Here is a 16,161-nt window from a genome sequence, read left to right on the forward strand (position 1 = left end):
GCTCACGCGTCGTCACCCTCGCGCATGGGGATGCGGACGTCGCGCTCGTCGGCGACGGTCTCCGCGATGTCGTAGCCGGCGTCGACGTGGCGGATGACGCCCATGCCCGGGTCGTTGGTGAGGACGCGGCGGATCTTCTCGCCGGCCAGCGGGGTGCCGTCGGCGACGGTGACCTGGCCGGCGTGGATGGAGCGGCCCATGCCGACGCCGCCGCCGTGGTGGATGGAGACCCAGGACGCGCCGGAGGCGACGTTGACCATGGCGTTGAGCAGCGGCCAGTCGGCGATGGCGTCGGAGCCGTCGAGCATGGCCTCGGTCTCGCGGTACGGGGAGGCCACCGAGCCGCAGTCGAGGTGGTCGCGGCCGATGACCAGCGGGGCGGCCAGGGTGCCGTCGGCGACCATCTCGTTGAAGCGCTCGCCGGCCTTGTCGCGCTCGCCGTAGCCGAGCCAGCAGATGCGGGCGGGCAGGCCCTGGAAGTGGACGCGCTCGCCGGCCATCTTGATCCAGCGGTGCAGAGACTCGTTCTCCGGGAAGAGCTCCAGCATCGCCTTGTCGGTCTTGTGGATGTCGGACGCCTCACCGGACAGGGCCGCCCAGCGGAAGGGGCCCTTGCCCTCGCAGAACAGCGGCCGGATGTAGGCGGGGACGAAGCCGGGGAAGGCGAAGGCGCGGTCGTAGCCGGCCAGCTGGGCCTCGCCGCGGATGGAGTTGCCGTAGTCGAAGACCTCGGCGCCGGCGTCCATGAAGCCGACCATGGCCTCGACGTGCGTGGCCATGGACTCGCGGGCGCGGGTGGTGAAGCCCGCCGGGTCCTTGGCCGCGTAGGAGGCCATGTCGTCGAAGTCGACGCCGACGGGGAGGTAGGCGAGCGGGTCGTGGGCGCTCGTCTGGTCGGTGACGATGTCGATCGGCGCACCCTCGGCCAGCATCTGCGGGAGCAGGTCGGCGGCGTTGCCGAGGAGGCCGATGGAGAGCGGCTTGCGGGCGTCGCGGGCCTCGACGGCCAGCTGGAGGGCGTGACGCAGGTTGTCGGCCTTGACGTCCAGGAAGCGGTGCTCGATGCGGCGGTCGATGGCGCGCGGGTCGACGTCGATGCAGATCGCGACGCCGTCGTTCATCGTCACGGCCAGCGGCTGGGCACCGCCCATGCCGCCGAGGCCGGCGGTGAGGGTGATGGTGCCGGCGAGGGTGCCGCCAACCCCTTTACCCATTGAATGCAGCTTGGCGGCGACGGCGGCGAAGGTCTCGTAGGTGCCCTGGAGGATGCCCTGGGTGCCGATGTAGATCCACGAGCCGGCCGTCATCTGGCCGTACATGGTCAGGCCGAGGTTCTCCAGGCGGCGGAACTCCTCCCAGTTGGCCCAGTCGCCGACGAGGTTGGAGTTGGCGAGCAGGACGCGCGGCGCCCACTCGTGGGTCTGCATGACGCCGACCGGGCGGCCGGACTGGACGAGCATCGTCTCGTCCTGCTTGAGGGTCTGGAGGGTGCGGACCATGGCGTCGTACGAGCGCCAGTCGCGGGCGGCCTTGCCGGTGCCGCCGTAGACGACGAGCTTGTCGGGGTGCTCGGCGACCTCGGGGTCGAGGTTGTTCTGGAGCATCCGCAGCGCGGCCTCCTGCTGCCATCCCAGGGTGCTGAGTGCGGTACCGCGCGAGGCCCGTACGGGGCGAGGTCCTGACATGGCTGTGCCTCCTCGATGTTGGTCAATCCATTCACATCCTGTCCCTATGAATAGATTCAGTCAACAGCTGCGGGCGGGTCGGTGTGGTGATGGGATGGCGCCATGGCTGCCGAGACGAACGCGGAGACGGGCACGGGGGCGGGTACGGGCGCGGGTACGGGCGCCGCTCCGGGGGCGGGCGCGGGGCCCGGGCCGGGCACGGGGCCGGGCACCGGGCCCGCCAGGTCCCGGCGCCGGGACCTGGCCGTACGGGCGGCCGTCGCGCAGGGGCTGCTCGACTCCGAGCCGCTGGTCTGCCTGCTGGACACCGCCGGCATCCGGGCCTCGGCCGCCGCCCTGACCGGCGCGTTCGCGGCCGTGCTGCCGCCCGGCACACCCGTCCTGCACGCCTTCGCCGTCAAGGCCGCCCCGCTCGTACCGGTCCTGCGGCTGCTCGCGGACCACGGGATCGGCTGCGAGGTGGCGAGCGCCGGCGAGCTGGCACTGGCCCGGGCGGCCGGGGTCCTGCCGGAGCGCACCGTCCTGGACTCCCCCGCCAAGACGACCGCCGAACTGCGGGAGGCCCTCGCCCTCGGGATCGCCGTCAACGCCGACAACCACCAGGAGCTGGAGCGCCTCGACGCCCTGGTCACGGCGGCGCCCACCGCCTCCCCGGTCGGCGTCCGCGTCAATCCCCAGACGGGCGCGGGCACCATCGGCGCGCTCTCCACCGCCACCGCCACCTCGAAGTTCGGCATCGCCCTGCGCGACCCGGGCTCCCGCGCCCGGCTCGTCCGGGCCTTCCTGGACCGGCCGTGGCTGACGCGCCTGCACACCCACTCCGGGTCACAGGGCGTCCCGCTCGACCTGCTCGTGGAGGGCGTACGGGAGCTGCACGCGCTGGCCGAGGAGATCAACACGGCGGCCGGGCACCGCCAGGTCGACACCCTCGACATCGGCGGCGGGCTGCCGGTGGACTTCGCCTCGGACGAGGAGACCCCGGCGTTCGCGCGGTACGCGGCCGCGCTGCGCGGGGCGGTGCCCGGGCTCTTCGACGGCTCGTTCGGCCTGGTGACGGAGTTCGGCCGGTCGCTGCTGGCCAAGCACGGGCTGGTCCTCGCGCGGGTCGAGTACACCAAGACCACCGGGGGCCGCCCGGTCGCCGTCACGCACGCCGGGGTCCAGGTGGCGACCCGCACCGTGTACGCACCGGCCTCCTGGCCGGTCCGCGTCCTGGCGTACGACGCGACCGGCGCCCCGAAGACCGGCGCCCCCGTCGCGCAGGACGTCGCCGGCCCGGCCTGCTTCGCGGGCGACCTGCTCGCCACGGCCCGGGAGCTGCCCCCGCTGGCCCCGGGCGACCTGGTCGGGGTGCCGGACACGGGCGCGTACTTCTTCACGGCCCACTACGGCTACAACAGCCTGCCCCGCCCCGCGGTCCACGGGTACGCGGCCGGCCCGGACGGCGCGATCCGCTTCGCCGCGGCCCGCCCGGCGCAGGGCCTCGCGGCCCTCGTCGCCGAGGCGGGCGGCGACCACCGGGACGCCCTTCTCTGACGCCGCGCCCCGCGCCGCGGCTCACTCCACGAACAGCCCCCGCGCCGCGGCCCGCGCGTCGAAGGTCTCCAGCCGCGCCTGCGCGTCCGGCAGCGCGTCCGCCATCGCCTCCAGCAGCACCCGGCCCAGCAGCATCGGGGCGCAGGCCGTGTCGAAGGCCAGGCCGGTGCCGACGGGGGCCGGGATCAGCAGGTCCGAGTGGCGGGCGACCGGCGCGAACGCCGAGTCCGCGACGGTGACGACCGTCAGCCCGGCCCGCCGCGCGCGCTCCAGGGTCTCCACGACCTCCCGGGGGTGGCGGGGCAGCGCGAAGCAGAGCAGCGCGGTGGCCCCCTCGTAGCGGGCCGCGTCGACGCGGTCCTCCAGCATCGAGCCGCCCTCGTCCAGCAGCCGTACGTCCGGGTGCACCTTGGCGGCGAAGTACGCGAACCCGCGCGCCTGCGAGGACGCCGCCCGCAGCCCGAGCACCGGCAGCGGGACCGAGGCGGCGAGCAGCCGGCCCGCTTCCTGGACCGGTGCGGGATCGGCGAGCATCGCCGAGAGCTGCCGCAGGTTCTCGATCTCGCCCTGGACGGCCTGCTGGTACTCGTTGTACGCGTCCCCGTCCTCGGTGCCGGCCCGCTCGGCGGGCGCCACCTCGCGCAGGTGCCGGCGCAGCGCCGGGTACCCGTCGAAGCCGAGCGCCACCGCGAACCGGGTCACGGAGGGCTGGCTCACCCCGGCCAGTTCGGCGAGCTCCACGCTCGACAGGAACGGCACCTCGGCCGCCCCGCGCACCATGCAGTGCGCGATCCGCCGCTGGGTCGGTGTCAGCCGGTGCCCTTCGAACAGCTTCTGCAGCCGTGCGGCCGGGCCGTCGCTCATGGCCGTCCCCTCCATCCCGTCCCCGGTGAGATATTCAGTCACGGAGCACTCTGCATGTGGTTATGCAGCGGGGCAACCCGCGCCCGCGACGCGATACGGGGGATAGCCCCAGTGCCGGGGTCCGCGCGGCTTCCTACGGTGGGGGGATGGACGCGCACGCCCGAGAGCTGAAGAAGGAACTCGACGCCACCCTGGACGCCCGGCGGGAGCTGGGGCCGGAGTACGAGGCCGCGCTGGTGGACTCGTTCGTCGAGAAGGTCGACACCCAGGTCAGGCGCCGGCTGGCCGAGGAACGTCTGCTCGCGGCCCGCGGCGGGGCGGGCGGCGGCGCGGTGTCGCCCGGGGCCGCGTTCGGGGAGCGGTTCGGCTTCGCCGTCATCACGCTGGTCCTGGCGATCCCGCTCTCGGCGATCGGCGCCGCGCACGCGCGCCTGAGCGGGCTGCTGGTGGTCTGGGCGGGCATCGTGGCCGTGAACTTCGTCCACGCCCGTACGTCCTCCGGCGGCCGCCGCGACCGCGATCCGCTCGGCTGACGGGGCCGGCGGGCCCGCACGGGGCGGGGCGGGAAAGAGTGAAGCGGGGACCGCCGCACCCCGGTTGCCCGGGGGCGGGACGACGGCGGTCCCCGCGAAGGACACGGGCCGGGTCAGGGCCGTCCGCGTCCGTGGCGCACATGGTCCGGGAGCCGCTCCGAAGTCACGCAACGCCGTTCGGTGGTGCCGGCCGGGTGGGGCGGTCTCCCGCTCTTCCCTGCCGACGACCACCACTGTGCCGCAGCCGTGTTAAGCCGGTGCTGCGCCCACGTGTCGGGCCCGTACCGATCGCGCGACGGGCTCGCGCGGCCCCGTCGCGGCGGGCGCGCACCGGCAGCGGCTACTTGGAGCCCTTGGCCAGGAAGGCCAGCAGGTCCTGGCGGCTGACGACACCGGTCGGCTTGCCCTCGACCAGCACGATCGCCGCGTCGGCCTCGCCGAGCACGGCCATCAGCTCGGAGACCGGCTCGCCCGAGCCGACCTGCGGCAGCGGCGCGCTCATGTGCTTCTCCAGCGGGTCGCCGAGCGAGGCGCGCTGGGCGAACAGCGCGGCCAGCAGCTCCTTCTCCACGACGGAGCCGATGACCTCTGCGGCCATGACGTCGGGGTGGCCGGCGCCCGGCTTGACGATCGGCATCTGCGAGACGCCGTACTCGCGCAGGACCTCGATGGCCTCGCCGACGGTCTCCTCGGGGTGCATGTGGACGAGGGAGGGGATGCCGCCCTCCTTGTCGTTCAGCACGTCGCCGATGCGCGCGGAGGGACCGGCCTCCTCGAGGAAGCCGTGTCCGGCCATCCACTCGTCGCTGAAGATCTTGCTGAGGTAGCCGCGCCCGCTGTCCGGCAGCAGGACGACGACCACGTCGTCCGGGCCCAGGCCCTCGGCGGCGCGCAGAGCGGCCACGACCGCCATGCCGCAGGAACCGCCGACGAGCAGGCCCTCCTCCTTGGCGAGGCGGCGGGTCATCTGGAAGGAGTCCTTGTCGGACACCGCGATGATCTCGTCGGTGACGTTGCGGTCGTAGGCGGTCGGCCAGAAGTCCTCGCCGACGCCCTCGACGAGGTACGGGCGGCCCGAGCCGCCGGAGTAGACCGAACCCTCGGGGTCGGCGCCGATGACCTTGACCTTGCCGCCGGACACCTCCTTCAGGTAGCCGCCGGTGCCGGAGATCGTGCCGCCGGTGCCGACGCCCGCGATGAAGTGGGTGATCTTCCCGTCGGTCTGCTCCCAGAGCTCGGGACCGGTGGTCTCGTAGTGCGAACGGGGGTTGTTCGGGTTGCTGTACTGGTCCGGCTTCCAGGCGCCGGGCTCACGCGCGAGGCGGTCGGACACGTTGTAGTACGAGTCCGGGTGCTCGGGGTCGACGGCGGTCGGGCAGACCACGACCTCCGCGCCGTACGCGCGCATCACGTTGATCTTGTCCATGGACACCTTGTCAGGACAGACGAAGATGCACTTGTAGCCCTTCTGCTGGGCCACGATGGCGAGTCCTACACCGGTGTTGCCGCTGGTGGGCTCCACGATGGTGCCACCGGGCCTGAGGGCTCCGCTCTGCTCGGCGGCCTCGATCATCCGTACGGCGATGCGGTCCTTCACCGACCCGCCGGGGTTGAAGTACTCGACCTTCGCAAGGACGGTGGCCTGCAGGCCTTCGGTCACACGGTTGAGCTTCACCAGCGGGGTGTTGCCGACGAGGCTGATCATCGAGTCGTGGAATTGCACCATGTTCTCCAAGGAGGGGACTCCACGGGTTCTCCGGGAGGTCCGGCCAGGGTATGCCGAAAGGGATTGGACGACCGTACGTACGGGGCAGGTAGGTCGTCGAGGGACGAGGAGGTGGCCTGAAGCGTGTCGAGGGCGAGAACGGCCCGCCGGATCGCGGCGGGAGCGGCGTACGGCGGAGGCGGCCTCGGGCTGGTCGGGGCCGCGACGGTGGGTCTGGTGCTGGCGGAGGTCCAGTTCGCGAAGCGGACGGTGGGGACCGGGCTGCCGGATCCGCCGCGCGCGGACGGGCTGTACGGGAGCGAGTTCGGCGGACCCGAGCTGAGCCCGGGGCCGCTGCGGCTGGGCATGCTGGGCGACTCCACGGCCGCGGGCCTGGGCGTACGGCGGGCCCGGCAGACACCGGCGGCGCTGCTGGCCTCCGGGCTGGCGTCGGTGGCCGAGCGGCCGGTGGAGCTGCGCAACGTGGCCCTGTCGGGGGCCATGTCCGACGACCTGGACCGGCAGGTGGCCCTGCTGCTCGACGGGCCCGAGGGGCAGGACGTGCCCCCGCCCGACGTCTGCGTGATCATGATCGGCGCGAACGACGTGACCCGGCGGATGCCGCCCACCCACTCGGTGCGGTGCCTGACCTCGGCCGTACGGCGGCTGCGGCTGGCGGGCGCCGAGGTCGTCGTGGGCACCTGCCCCGACCTGGGCACCATCGAGCCGGTGTACCAGCCGCTGCGGTGGGTCGCCCGGCGGGTCTCGCGCCAGCTGGCGGCGGCCCAGACCATGGGCGTGGTCGCGCTGGGTGCCCGCACGGTCTCCATGGGGGACCTGCTGGGCCCGGAGTTCGCCGCGAACCCGCGCGAGATGTTCGGCCCGGACTCCTACCACCCGTCGGCGGAGGGGTACGCGACCGCCGCGATGGCCGTGCTGCCCACGCTGTGCGCGGCGCTCGGGGTATGGCCCGAGTCGGACCGGCTGGACGTGTCCCGGGACGAGGACATGCTCCCGGTGGCCAAGGCCGCGTCGGCGGCCGCGGGCGAGGCGGGTACGGAGGTCACCGCGGCCCGCGGGCCCTGGGCCCTGCTCAAGCACCGCCGCAGGCGGCGGGTCCCGGGCGAGGAGCCGGCACCGGCCGCCCGCGCCGCCGGGACGGCCACCACCGGCACGCCGGACCCGGAGGCGGTCTCCGGCCCGGCCTGAACCGCCCGGGGCCCTCGGGGAGGTCCGGGGCCGGGGCGCCCGCCCCGCGTCGGCGCCCGCCCGGCCGCCCGCCGCCCCGCGGGAGCGACCGGCATCACACCGCAAGGCCGGTGACCTCGACCGTACGGGGCGGTAACTTCGCTTGCGGTCCCGCAACGACGCACCCCCTGGAGTCCCGATGCCCGAAGCCGTCATCGTTTCGACCGCCCGCTCGCCCATCGGGCGCGCCTTCAAGGGGTCCCTCAAGGACGTCCGCCCGGACGACCTGACCGCGACGGTCATCCAGGCCGCCCTCGCCAAGGTTCCCGGGCTGGACCCGCGCGACATCGACGACCTGATGCTCGGCTGCGGCCTCCCCGGCGGCGAGCAGGGCCACAACCTGGGCCGCATCGTCGCCGTGCAGATGGGCATGGACCACCTGCCGGGCTGCACGATCACCCGCTACTGCTCCTCCTCGCTCCAGACCTCGCGGATGGCCCTGCACGCCATCAAGGCGGGCGAGGGCGACGTCTTCATCTCCGCGGGCGTCGAGATGGTCTCCCGGTCCGTGAAGGGCTCCTCCGACGGCCTGCCGGACACGCACAACCCGCTCTTCGCCGACGCCGAGGGCCGTACGGCCGCCGTCGCGCAGAGCGAGGGCGCGTCCTGGCACGACCCGCGCGAGGACGGCCTGATCCCCGACGCGTACATCGCGATGGGCCAGACCGCGGAGAACCTGGCCCGCCTGAAGGGCGTGACCCGTCAGGACATGGACGAGTTCGGCGTCCGCTCGCAGAACCTGGCCGAGGCCGCGGTCAAGAACGGCTTCTGGGAGCGCGAGATCACCCCGGTCACGACCCCCGACGGGACGGTCGTCTCCGCCGACGACGGCCCGCGCGCCGGCGTGACGCTGGAGGGCGTCCAGGGCCTCAAGCCCGTCTTCCGCCCCGACGGCCTGATCACGGCCGCCAACTGCTGCCCGCTCAACGACGGCGCCGCGGCGCTGGTCATCATGAGCGACACCAAGGCGCGGGACCTGGGCCTGACCCCGCTGGCGCGGATCGTCTCCACCGGCGTCACCGGCCTCTCCCCCGAGATCATGGGCCTGGGCCCGGTCGAGGCGTCCAGGCAGGCGCTGAAGCGGGCCGGCCTGACCGTCGGGGACATCGACCTGTTCGAGATCAACGAGGCTTTCGCGGCCCAGGTCATCCCGTCCTACCGGGACCTGGAGATCCCGCTGGACAAGCTCAACGTCAACGGCGGGGCCATCGCCGTCGGTCACCCGTTCGGGATGACCGGCGCCCGGATCACCGGCACCCTGATCAACAGCCTCCAGTTCCACGACAAGCAGTTCGGCCTGGAGACGATGTGCGTGGGCGGCGGCCAGGGCATGGCGATGGTGATCGAGCGGCTGAGCTGAGCCGCAGCGGAGGGTAGGGGTCGCCCGAGGGACGAGGGCGGCACCTGCCCGCAGCGGAGGGTAGGGGTCGCCCGAGGGACGAGGGCGGCACCTGCGTGCCCCGAAACCGGGCCGCTACCTCCCGGTCGGGTCGTAGCGGAGGGTAGGGGGCGTGTCGCTCGTCCGAACGGGTGGCGCCCCTGCCGGGAGTGGCCCCGGCGCCTCGGACCCCGGGCGCCGCAAGGGATCCGGCGAGATCCCGCGTCCCGTACTGACACCGGTTCTAACCCCGTCGCGGCCGACCTGTGACCGAATCTCCCCCAGGATGTGACCTTTGTCCTGGGGGATCGGCATATGTGCAGGTCAACCACCGTGCGGCCGAGACCTCCGGGACGAAAGACCTGTCCAATTCATGACGTAATGCACTGCACGCCATTCCCAGGTCGGGACACTCTGATGTAGGAAGTCGGGGGATCGAAACAATCAGGAGTTAGCCAGTGAGCGCCATGTCTCTTGCCCTGCTGCTGACCACGGCCGCTGCCACGACCGTGGGCGCTGCTGCGCTGCACGCCGTCCACGGCCTGCGCAAGCAGGTCACGGCCCTGCGCAGTGAGCTGGCGGTGCCGGCCCACCCCCGCGGTGCGACCGTGCCGCACGCCCGCAGCGCCGTGGAGTCCCCCGCCGCGGAAATACGGGCCGCCGTGGCCGAAGCCCTCGCCGAGGAGCGGGAGCGGGAGCTGGCCGAGGCGCGGGCCTTCTGGGCCGCGCAGGAGGCCCGTGACGCCGCCGACGCCCCGTCGCTGCTGGGCGGTCTGCCCGGGCTCGGCGAGGACAGCCCGGTCTTCCTGCCCCGGCAGGCCGACCTGGTGGGTCTGGAGGCGGTGCTCGGCGAGGAGTCGTACGAGGAGTACACCGGCTACCCGGAGGAGTCGGCCGAGCTGGCCGCCGCCCGCCGGCGCCACCCCTCGCACCCCGACTTCGTACCGGTCCAGACCTCCCACCCGGGCGCCGACCACGAGCGCACCGTCAGCCGCCTGGAGGAGCTCGCGGAGGCCCGTACGGCCCTCTCGGACGTCCGGCCGGGCCCGCTGGGCACGCTCGACGTGTACGTCTTCACCGACGGCACCACGCTCTGCATGACCCCCGGCCACCGGGAGACGGCGGAGCGGCTCGCCGAGGCCCTGCGCTCGGGCACCGCGCCGGTCCTGCTGGGCGGCTCGGGCATCTCCGGGGCGTACGCCCTGACCTTCTCGTGCGGCGACGCCGAGGACCCCGACAGCAACGTCTACATCCTCGCGGACCGCGTCATCGCATCGCTCTGACGTCCGCCTGCTCCACCAGCCGCACGGCCTCGTCCAGGATCACGGACGGGGCCTTCGTGGTGTCCCCCGCCGTGGACTCCGGGGAAGCCTCGGCCCCCCGGGAAGCCCCGGACGCCCCGGACGCCGTCTGCGGGGCCGTCCCGGCGCCGCGCAGCGCCTCGGCGAGGTCCAGCCCGGCCACGGCCACCTGGTCGCCGACGGCGAAGATCCCCGCGTCCGGCATCTCCCGCGCCGGCCCGGACCCCTCCAGGCGCTGCGCCCGTACGGAGAGCTCCCGGGCCAGTTCCAGCGCCACGGCGGCGGCGCCCCGCTGCAAGCGGCTCTGCGGGGCTGCCCGCAGCCGGTCGGCGAAACGTTCCACGACGGCGGTCAGGGGCGAAGTATCAAGCACCCGGCCGACCTTACGCGCCGCCCGGGCGCCATTGCCAACGGGCGGACTCTGCGGCACGGTGTCGTGAAGAGAACAGCACGGCGATACCTCCGGAGGCGCCCATATGTCCGTAGAGTTCTCGGAGCAGACCCACCGCAACATGATCGAAAGAATCCCCCAGACCACCGGTCGTGAACTCTCCGACTGGCTCCGCACCGTCGACGAGGGCCCGTCCCTCGTCCGGTTCGAGGAGAAGGTCGGCTGGCTGCGCGGCGCGCACGAACTGTCGTACGGCCAGGCCAAGGCGATCATCCACGAGTACGACCTGCGCAGGGCCGCCCGCCGCTTCGGCTGAGCCCTGTGGGACCCCGTTCCCGACCCCTGTCCCCCTGTCGCCTGTCCCCTACGAACGCGGGAAGGCCCCGCGAGCGGTGTGCTCGCGGGGCCTTCCCCCTGCGCGGACGGCCGGTAGGCCGTCGGTACCGCTAGTCGTCGCCCGAGAGGATCGAGAAGAGGCGGAGCATCTCCAGGTAGATCCACACGAGGGTCATGGTGAGGCCGAAGGCCGCCAGCCACGCCTCCTCGCGCGGGGCGCCGTACGTCACGCCGTCCTCGACCTGCTTGAAGTCGAGGGCGAGGAAGCAGGCGCCCAGGATGACGCCGATGACGCCGAACAGGATGCCGAGGCCGCCGCTGCGGAAGCCGAGGCCGTCACCGCCGGCGAAGACCGAGAACAGCAGGTTCGCCAGCATGAGCAGCATGAAGCCCATGGCGGCGGCCATCACGAAACCGGTGAAGCGCCGGTTCACGCGGATCCAGCGCATCTTGTACGCGAAGAGCACGGCGGCGAAGACGCACATCGTGCCCATCACGGCCTGGACGACGACGCCGGCACCGAGGTAGGTGCTGACGGCCGCGCTGATCACGCCGAGGAAGACGCCCTCGAAGGCCGCGTAGGCCAGGATGACCGGCGGTGAGGCCTTCTGCTTGAACGACTGGACCATGGCAAGGACGAACGCGACCAGGGCCGCGCCGATCGCGATGCCGTAGGACGTGCCGATGCTGGCCGGGTCGACGGGCAGCAGGACCCAGGCGAGCGTCGCCGTCAGGATGACCGTGCCGAGCGTCATGGCCGTACGGCTCACGACGTCGTCGATGGTCATCACATCGGTGCGCGCCGGCGCCTGCGGCATACCCGTGGCGGGGTCGGTCGCGTACGGGTTCGTCGCATACGGGTTGGTCGCGGCCCCGGCCTGCTGGTGCTGCTGCTGGGCATCGAAGCCCGCATGACCACCGTTGTCGCGGCTGAACCCCCGTCGCGAGAAGACCGGGTTACTGCTCCTCATCTCACTCCTCCGTGGCCACCGAGCGCGGCCTTGACTCAAGAGTAATGCGCTCGCAAAGAAAGCACCCTACTGCTGGAGGAGGATCTTAGGAGAAGGCAGGGCGAAGCGCAGGAGATAAAAAGACGGAGCCTCTCGACAGCGCGGAGTGCCCGGAGCCGGACTTGAACCGGCACGGCCCGAGGGCCAGCGAGGTTTAAGCTCGCCGTGTCTGCATTCCACCATCCGGGCAAGGCGCGGCGGCCCCGTGAAAAAGCCTTGAACGCTGTGCCGAGCCTATCCGGAAGACGATCGCCGCCAACGGGCCGTCTATCCGATGTTGTCTGATTTTATTGGCGCTTGAGGGAGCGTCAGACCCGAGAACACGCGGTGGGCACCTTCCGGAAGGCCGTCTCCGCCCGTGTGGGAATGACGGGAATTCGATGGCATCCGCCACCCGGCGCGCCACCCTCGCCGCCACCCCCGGAGCCGGGGCGTTCCGCGCCGTGGATCCGTCGCGTGTCGGGGTTCCCGTCATACCAGAGGAGGAGGGCGGCGGCCCCGTGGTCAGCCTCGGGAGGGCCAGGGAACGGTCACCACGGCTGATCCGGAGCTGGGGTGGGCCCGGTGAGGATGGAAGGGTCCCGCCGATCCGTAGACCGCAGCCGGTCCGCAGCCCCAGGAGTCGCTCCCGTGACCACCATGAACTACGCCCCGCACACCACCCAGGCCGTGGCGGCCCGCGCCACCGGCCTCTCCAAGGTGTACGGCCAGGGCGAGACCCAGGTGGTCGCCCTGAACGACGTCAGCGTGAACTTCAACCAGGGCGAGTTCACCGCGATCATGGGCCCCTCGGGCTCCGGCAAGTCCACGCTGATGCACTGCGTCGCCGGACTGGACACCTTCTCCTCCGGCTCCGTCCGCATCGGCGACACCGAGCTGGGCTCCCTGAAGGACAAGCAGCTCACGCAGCTGCGCCGGGACAAGATCGGCTTCATCTTCCAGGCCTTCAACCTGCTGCCGACCCTGACCGCCCTGGAGAACATCACGCTCCCCATGGACATCGCCGGCCGCAAGCCCGACAAGCAGTGGCTGGACACCGTGATCGCCATGGTCGGCCTCTCCGACCGTCTCGGCCACCGCCCCACCCAGCTCTCCGGCGGCCAGCAGCAGCGCGTGGCCGTGGCCCGCGCCCTGGCCTCCCGCCCGGAGATCATCTTCGGTGACGAGCCCACCGGCAACCTCGACTCCCGTTCCGGCGCCGAGGTCCTGGGCTTCCTGCGCAACTCGGTGCGCGAGCTCGGCCAGACCGTCGTGATGGTCACCCACGACCCGGTCGCCGCGGCCTACGCGGACCGGGTCGTCTTCCTCGCCGACGGCAGCATCGTCGACCAGATGACCGCGCCCACCGCGGACGGCGTACTGGACCGCATGAAGGCGTTCGACGCCAAGGGCCGCACCAGCTGAGGCGGCTGCTCCTCCCGCCCGGCCTCCGCTGACCGCAACCGAACCCCTGGACTTTCCCTCATGTTCCGTACCGCCCTGCGCAACGTCCTCGCGCACAAGGCCCGGCTGCTGATGACGGTGCTCGCCGTCACCCTCGGCGTCGCCTTCGTCTCCGGCACCCTCGTCTTCACCGACACGCTCAAGAAGTCCCTCTCCGGCCAGTCCGCCAAGAGCTACGACGGCATCGCCGTCTCCGTCACCTCCTACGGCCAGGGCCGCGACGACGAGGGCCGCCCGGAGGGCGAGCCCGGAATCAGCCAGCAGACCCTCGACAAGGTCCGCGGCCTGGGCGGCGTCGACACCGTCTCCGGCCGCGTCCAGGGCTTCGCGGGCGTCGGCGACGAGGGCGGCAAACTGATCGGCTCCGGCTGGTCCAACAAGGGCTCCAACTACGCCCCCGTCAAGGACGGAAAGGACCCGCGCTACGCCTTCACCACCGGCGCCGGCCCGGCCAGGGGCGACGAGATCGCCCTCGACCAGGCCACCGCGGACGCGGGCGGGTACGCCGTGGGCGACAAGGTCCGCGTCGCCACGAACGGCCCCGTCAAGGAGTACTCCCTCGCCGGCGTCTTCACCACCGAGGACGGCGCCGTCCAGGCCGGCGGCAGCCTGGTGCTCTTCGACACCAAGGTCGCCCAGGAGCTGTACCTCAAGCCCGGCTTCTTCCAGGAGCTGTCGGTGTCCGCCACGGCCGGCACCTCCGCCGACCGGCTGCTCACCGAGATCAAGCCGCTGGTCGACGGCGAGCGCACCAAGGCCCAGACCGGCGCCGCGCTCGCCCAGGAGCAGGCCAAGGACATCGAGCGGGAGCTCGGCGGCATGAGCACCATGCTGCTCGCCTTCGCCGGCATCGCCCTCTTCGTCGGCGTCTTCCTCATCTACAACACCTTCACCATGCTGGTCACCCAGCGCACCAAGGAGCTGGCCCTGCTGCGCGCCGTCGGCGCCAACCGCGGCCAGGTCATGCGCTCGGTCCTCGCCGAGGCCCTCGTCGTCGGCGCCGTGTCCGCCGTCATCGGCCTCGTCAGCGGCATCGGCCTGGCCATCGGCATGCGTTCCCTGATGGGCTCCTTCGGCGCCAAGCTCCCGGCCGGCGACCTGGTGATCGCTCCGGGCACCATCGTCGCGGCCCTGGTCATCGGCGTCCTGGTCACCACGCTGGCCGCCGTGCTCCCCGCCTGGCGCACCGGCCGGATCGCCCCGGTCGCCGCCATGGGCAGCGCCCACCTGCCGGCCAGCGCCAAGTCGCTGGTCCTGCGCAACATCCTCGGCTCCGTCGTCAGCGCCCTGGGCATCGGCGTGGTCCTGCTCGGCGTGTCCATGGGCGGCGACGGCCGCATGGTGATCGGCGCCGGCGCGTTCTTCATGCTCATCGGCATGATCGTGCTGCTGCCGCTGCTCTCCAAGCCGGTCATCGCCTCCGTCCGCCCCCTCCTGCAGAAGCTGTTCGGGGTCCCGGGCAAGCTGGCCGCGCAGAACGCGGTGCGCAACCCGCGCCGCACCGCCGTCACCGCCGCCTCCCTGGCCATCGGCCTGACCCTGGTCACCACGCTGTCGGTGCTCGGCATCACGATGGGCAAGGCCGTCGACCGGATGAGCACGGACAAGCTCAAGGCCGACTACAAGGTCTCGATGTCGGGCGGCACGGGCTTCCTCGACAAGTCGGTGCCCGACACGCTGGCCAAGGCCCCCGGCATCAAGGCGGTCTCGCCGGTGGTCGCGGGCTCGGTCCGGATAGGCGACGAGTTCCGGTCCGCCTCGGGCGTCACCCCCGCCTCGATCGGGAAGCTGCTGAACATCGAGGTCCTCAGCGGTTCACTGGACAGCATCGGCAAGGGCGAGGTGGCGGTCGCCGAGAAGGCGGCCAAGGAGCAGAAGCTCACGGTCGGCTCCCCGCTCCAGGTCCAGTACAGCGACGGCGAGAAGGGCTCGCTGAAGGTCGGCGCGGTCTACAAGGACATGGAGGTCCTGCTCGACCCGTTCGTGATCGACGAGAAGATCCTGAACGCCCACTCGGACGAGCCGTACATCCGCGAGGTCTACGTCAACGTCGACGGCGGCTCCTCCAAGGCCGCCCAGCAGACCGTGGTCGACGCCCTCGGCAAGAACCCGGCGATGACCGTGGCCACCCGGCAGGACATGCGGGACGAGATGGGCGGCATGATCAACATGGCGCTGAACATCATGTACGGCCTGCTCGGCATGGCGCTCGTCATCTCCGTCCTCGGCGTGGTCAACACGCTGGCGATGTCCGTCTTCGAGCGGACCCAGGAGATCGGGATGCTGCGCGCGATCGGCCTCGACCGCAGCCGGGTCAAGAACATGATCCGCCTGGAGGCCGTGGTGATCTCGCTCTTCGGAGCGGTCCTCGGCGTGGTCATCGGCGTCTTCCTCGCCTGGGCGGTCGGCACCACCGTGTCGAAGGCCGTACCGGACTACGAGCTGGTCCTGCCGTTCGACCGGATCGGCATCTTCCTCCTGCTCGCCGGTGTCGTCGGCGTCCTGGCCGCCATGTGGCCGGCCCGCAGCGCCGCCCGGCTGAACATGCTCACCGCCATCAAGACCGAATAGCCGGCCCCGGTCCGGGTACGCGCGAGGACGGGACAAGGAAGGGCCACAGCAGACCGGCGGTCTGCTGTGCGTCCTGCTGGGCATCGGCTGGTTGCGGGTGTTGAAGCATGTTTTAGGCGCTGATTGGGATGTGGCATTGGCGGCGGGGAGGCACCTCTCG

13 protein-coding genes and 1 tRNA gene are annotated in these 16,161 nt (G+C 72.2%); 8 read left to right on the forward strand and 6 right to left on the reverse strand.

All coding sequences use genetic code 11. From position 1 onward, the window contains the following. Positions 1 to 2: 2 nt before the first annotated feature. Complete coding sequence (gene hutU, locus ABT106_RS09355; RefSeq protein WP_351274652.1) at positions 3 to 1,685, reverse strand: urocanate hydratase; 1,683 nt, start codon at positions 1,683 to 1,685, stop codon at positions 3 to 5. Between the two features lie 102 nt (positions 1,686 to 1,787). Here hutU and ABT106_RS09360 point away from each other — a divergent pair, with 102 nt between their 5' ends. Next, entirely contained in the window at positions 1,788 to 3,221 is a 1,434-nt protein-coding gene (locus ABT106_RS09360) for a type III PLP-dependent enzyme domain-containing protein (protein WP_351274655.1), read from the forward strand. Between the two features lie 21 nt (positions 3,222 to 3,242). Here ABT106_RS09360 and ABT106_RS09365 read toward each other — a convergent pair whose 3' ends face one another. Next, positions 3,243 to 4,085: a MurR/RpiR family transcriptional regulator gene (locus ABT106_RS09365; RefSeq protein ID WP_351274658.1), complete on the reverse strand. Its 843-nt coding sequence runs from the start codon at positions 4,083 to 4,085 to the stop codon at positions 3,243 to 3,245. 146 nt (positions 4,086 to 4,231) lie between these two features. Here ABT106_RS09365 and ABT106_RS09370 point away from each other — a divergent pair, with 146 nt between their 5' ends. Beyond that, the gene (locus tag ABT106_RS09370) at positions 4,232 to 4,618 is read left to right on the forward strand and encodes a hypothetical protein (RefSeq protein ID WP_351274661.1); all 387 of its coding nucleotides are present in this window, start codon (positions 4,232 to 4,234) and stop codon (positions 4,616 to 4,618) included. Between the two features lie 340 nt (positions 4,619 to 4,958). Here the strand turns inward: ABT106_RS09370 and ABT106_RS09375 are convergent, their stop codons facing one another. Then, positions 4,959 to 6,341: a cystathionine beta-synthase gene (locus ABT106_RS09375; protein ID WP_351274688.1), complete on the reverse strand. Its 1,383-nt coding sequence runs from the start codon at positions 6,339 to 6,341 to the stop codon at positions 4,959 to 4,961. 126 nt (positions 6,342 to 6,467) lie between these two features. On the opposite strand from ABT106_RS09375, the gene ABT106_RS09380 reads away from it, so the two are divergent. The 3 genes from ABT106_RS09380 (at position 6,468) to ABT106_RS09390 (ending at position 10,232) form a co-directional block, all read left to right on the forward strand. Beyond that, positions 6,468 to 7,532 carry an SGNH/GDSL hydrolase family protein gene (locus ABT106_RS09380; protein WP_351274664.1) on the forward strand — a complete coding sequence of 355 codons (1,065 nt, stop codon included), beginning with the start codon at positions 6,468 to 6,470 and terminating at the stop codon, positions 7,530 to 7,532. 178 nt (positions 7,533 to 7,710) lie between these two features. After that, on the forward strand, positions 7,711 to 8,931 hold the full coding sequence (locus tag ABT106_RS09385) for an acetyl-CoA C-acetyltransferase (RefSeq protein WP_351274667.1): 1,221 nt from the start codon (positions 7,711 to 7,713) through the stop codon (positions 8,929 to 8,931). A gap of 485 nt (positions 8,932 to 9,416) precedes the next feature. Next, positions 9,417 to 10,232: a hypothetical protein gene (locus ABT106_RS09390; RefSeq protein ID WP_351274690.1), complete on the forward strand. Its 816-nt coding sequence runs from the start codon at positions 9,417 to 9,419 to the stop codon at positions 10,230 to 10,232. On the opposite strand, the gene ABT106_RS09395 is transcribed toward ABT106_RS09390, so the two are convergent. Next, the gene (locus ABT106_RS09395) at positions 10,216 to 10,623 is read right to left on the reverse strand and encodes a hypothetical protein (RefSeq protein WP_351274670.1); all 408 of its coding nucleotides are present in this window, start codon (positions 10,621 to 10,623) and stop codon (positions 10,216 to 10,218) included. The two genes, ABT106_RS09390 and ABT106_RS09395, sit on opposite strands and share 17 nt — an antisense overlap. Positions 10,624 to 10,726: 103 nt before the next feature. On the opposite strand from ABT106_RS09395, the gene ABT106_RS09400 reads away from it, so the two are divergent. Next, complete coding sequence (locus ABT106_RS09400) at positions 10,727 to 10,957, forward strand: DUF4287 domain-containing protein (protein ID WP_351274673.1); 231 nt, start codon at positions 10,727 to 10,729, stop codon at positions 10,955 to 10,957. A gap of 130 nt (positions 10,958 to 11,087) precedes the next feature. On the opposite strand, the gene ABT106_RS09405 is transcribed toward ABT106_RS09400, so the two are convergent. Continuing rightward, entirely contained in the window at positions 11,088 to 11,948 is an 861-nt protein-coding gene (locus ABT106_RS09405) for a Bax inhibitor-1/YccA family protein (protein ID WP_351274676.1), read from the reverse strand. Positions 11,949 to 12,094: 146 nt separating this feature from the next. Beyond that, a tRNA-Leu gene (locus ABT106_RS09410) sits at positions 12,095 to 12,176 on the reverse strand. Positions 12,177 to 12,626: 450 nt separating this feature from the next. On the opposite strand from ABT106_RS09410, the gene ABT106_RS09415 reads away from it, so the two are divergent. Together ABT106_RS09415 and ABT106_RS09420 are read left to right on the forward strand one after the other, a co-directional pair. Continuing rightward, complete coding sequence (locus tag ABT106_RS09415; RefSeq protein ID WP_351274693.1) at positions 12,627 to 13,391, forward strand: ABC transporter ATP-binding protein; 765 nt, start codon at positions 12,627 to 12,629, stop codon at positions 13,389 to 13,391. Between the two features lie 60 nt (positions 13,392 to 13,451). After that, complete coding sequence (locus ABT106_RS09420) at positions 13,452 to 16,001, forward strand: ABC transporter permease (RefSeq protein WP_351274678.1); 2,550 nt, start codon at positions 13,452 to 13,454, stop codon at positions 15,999 to 16,001. The last annotated feature ends 160 nt before the right edge of the window (positions 16,002 to 16,161 follow it).

Source organism: Streptomyces sp. NPDC002044 (genome assembly GCF_040296725.1).
In the GTDB taxonomy this organism is placed as follows: Bacteria; Actinomycetota; Actinomycetes; order Streptomycetales; family Streptomycetaceae; genus Streptomyces; species Streptomyces antarcticus.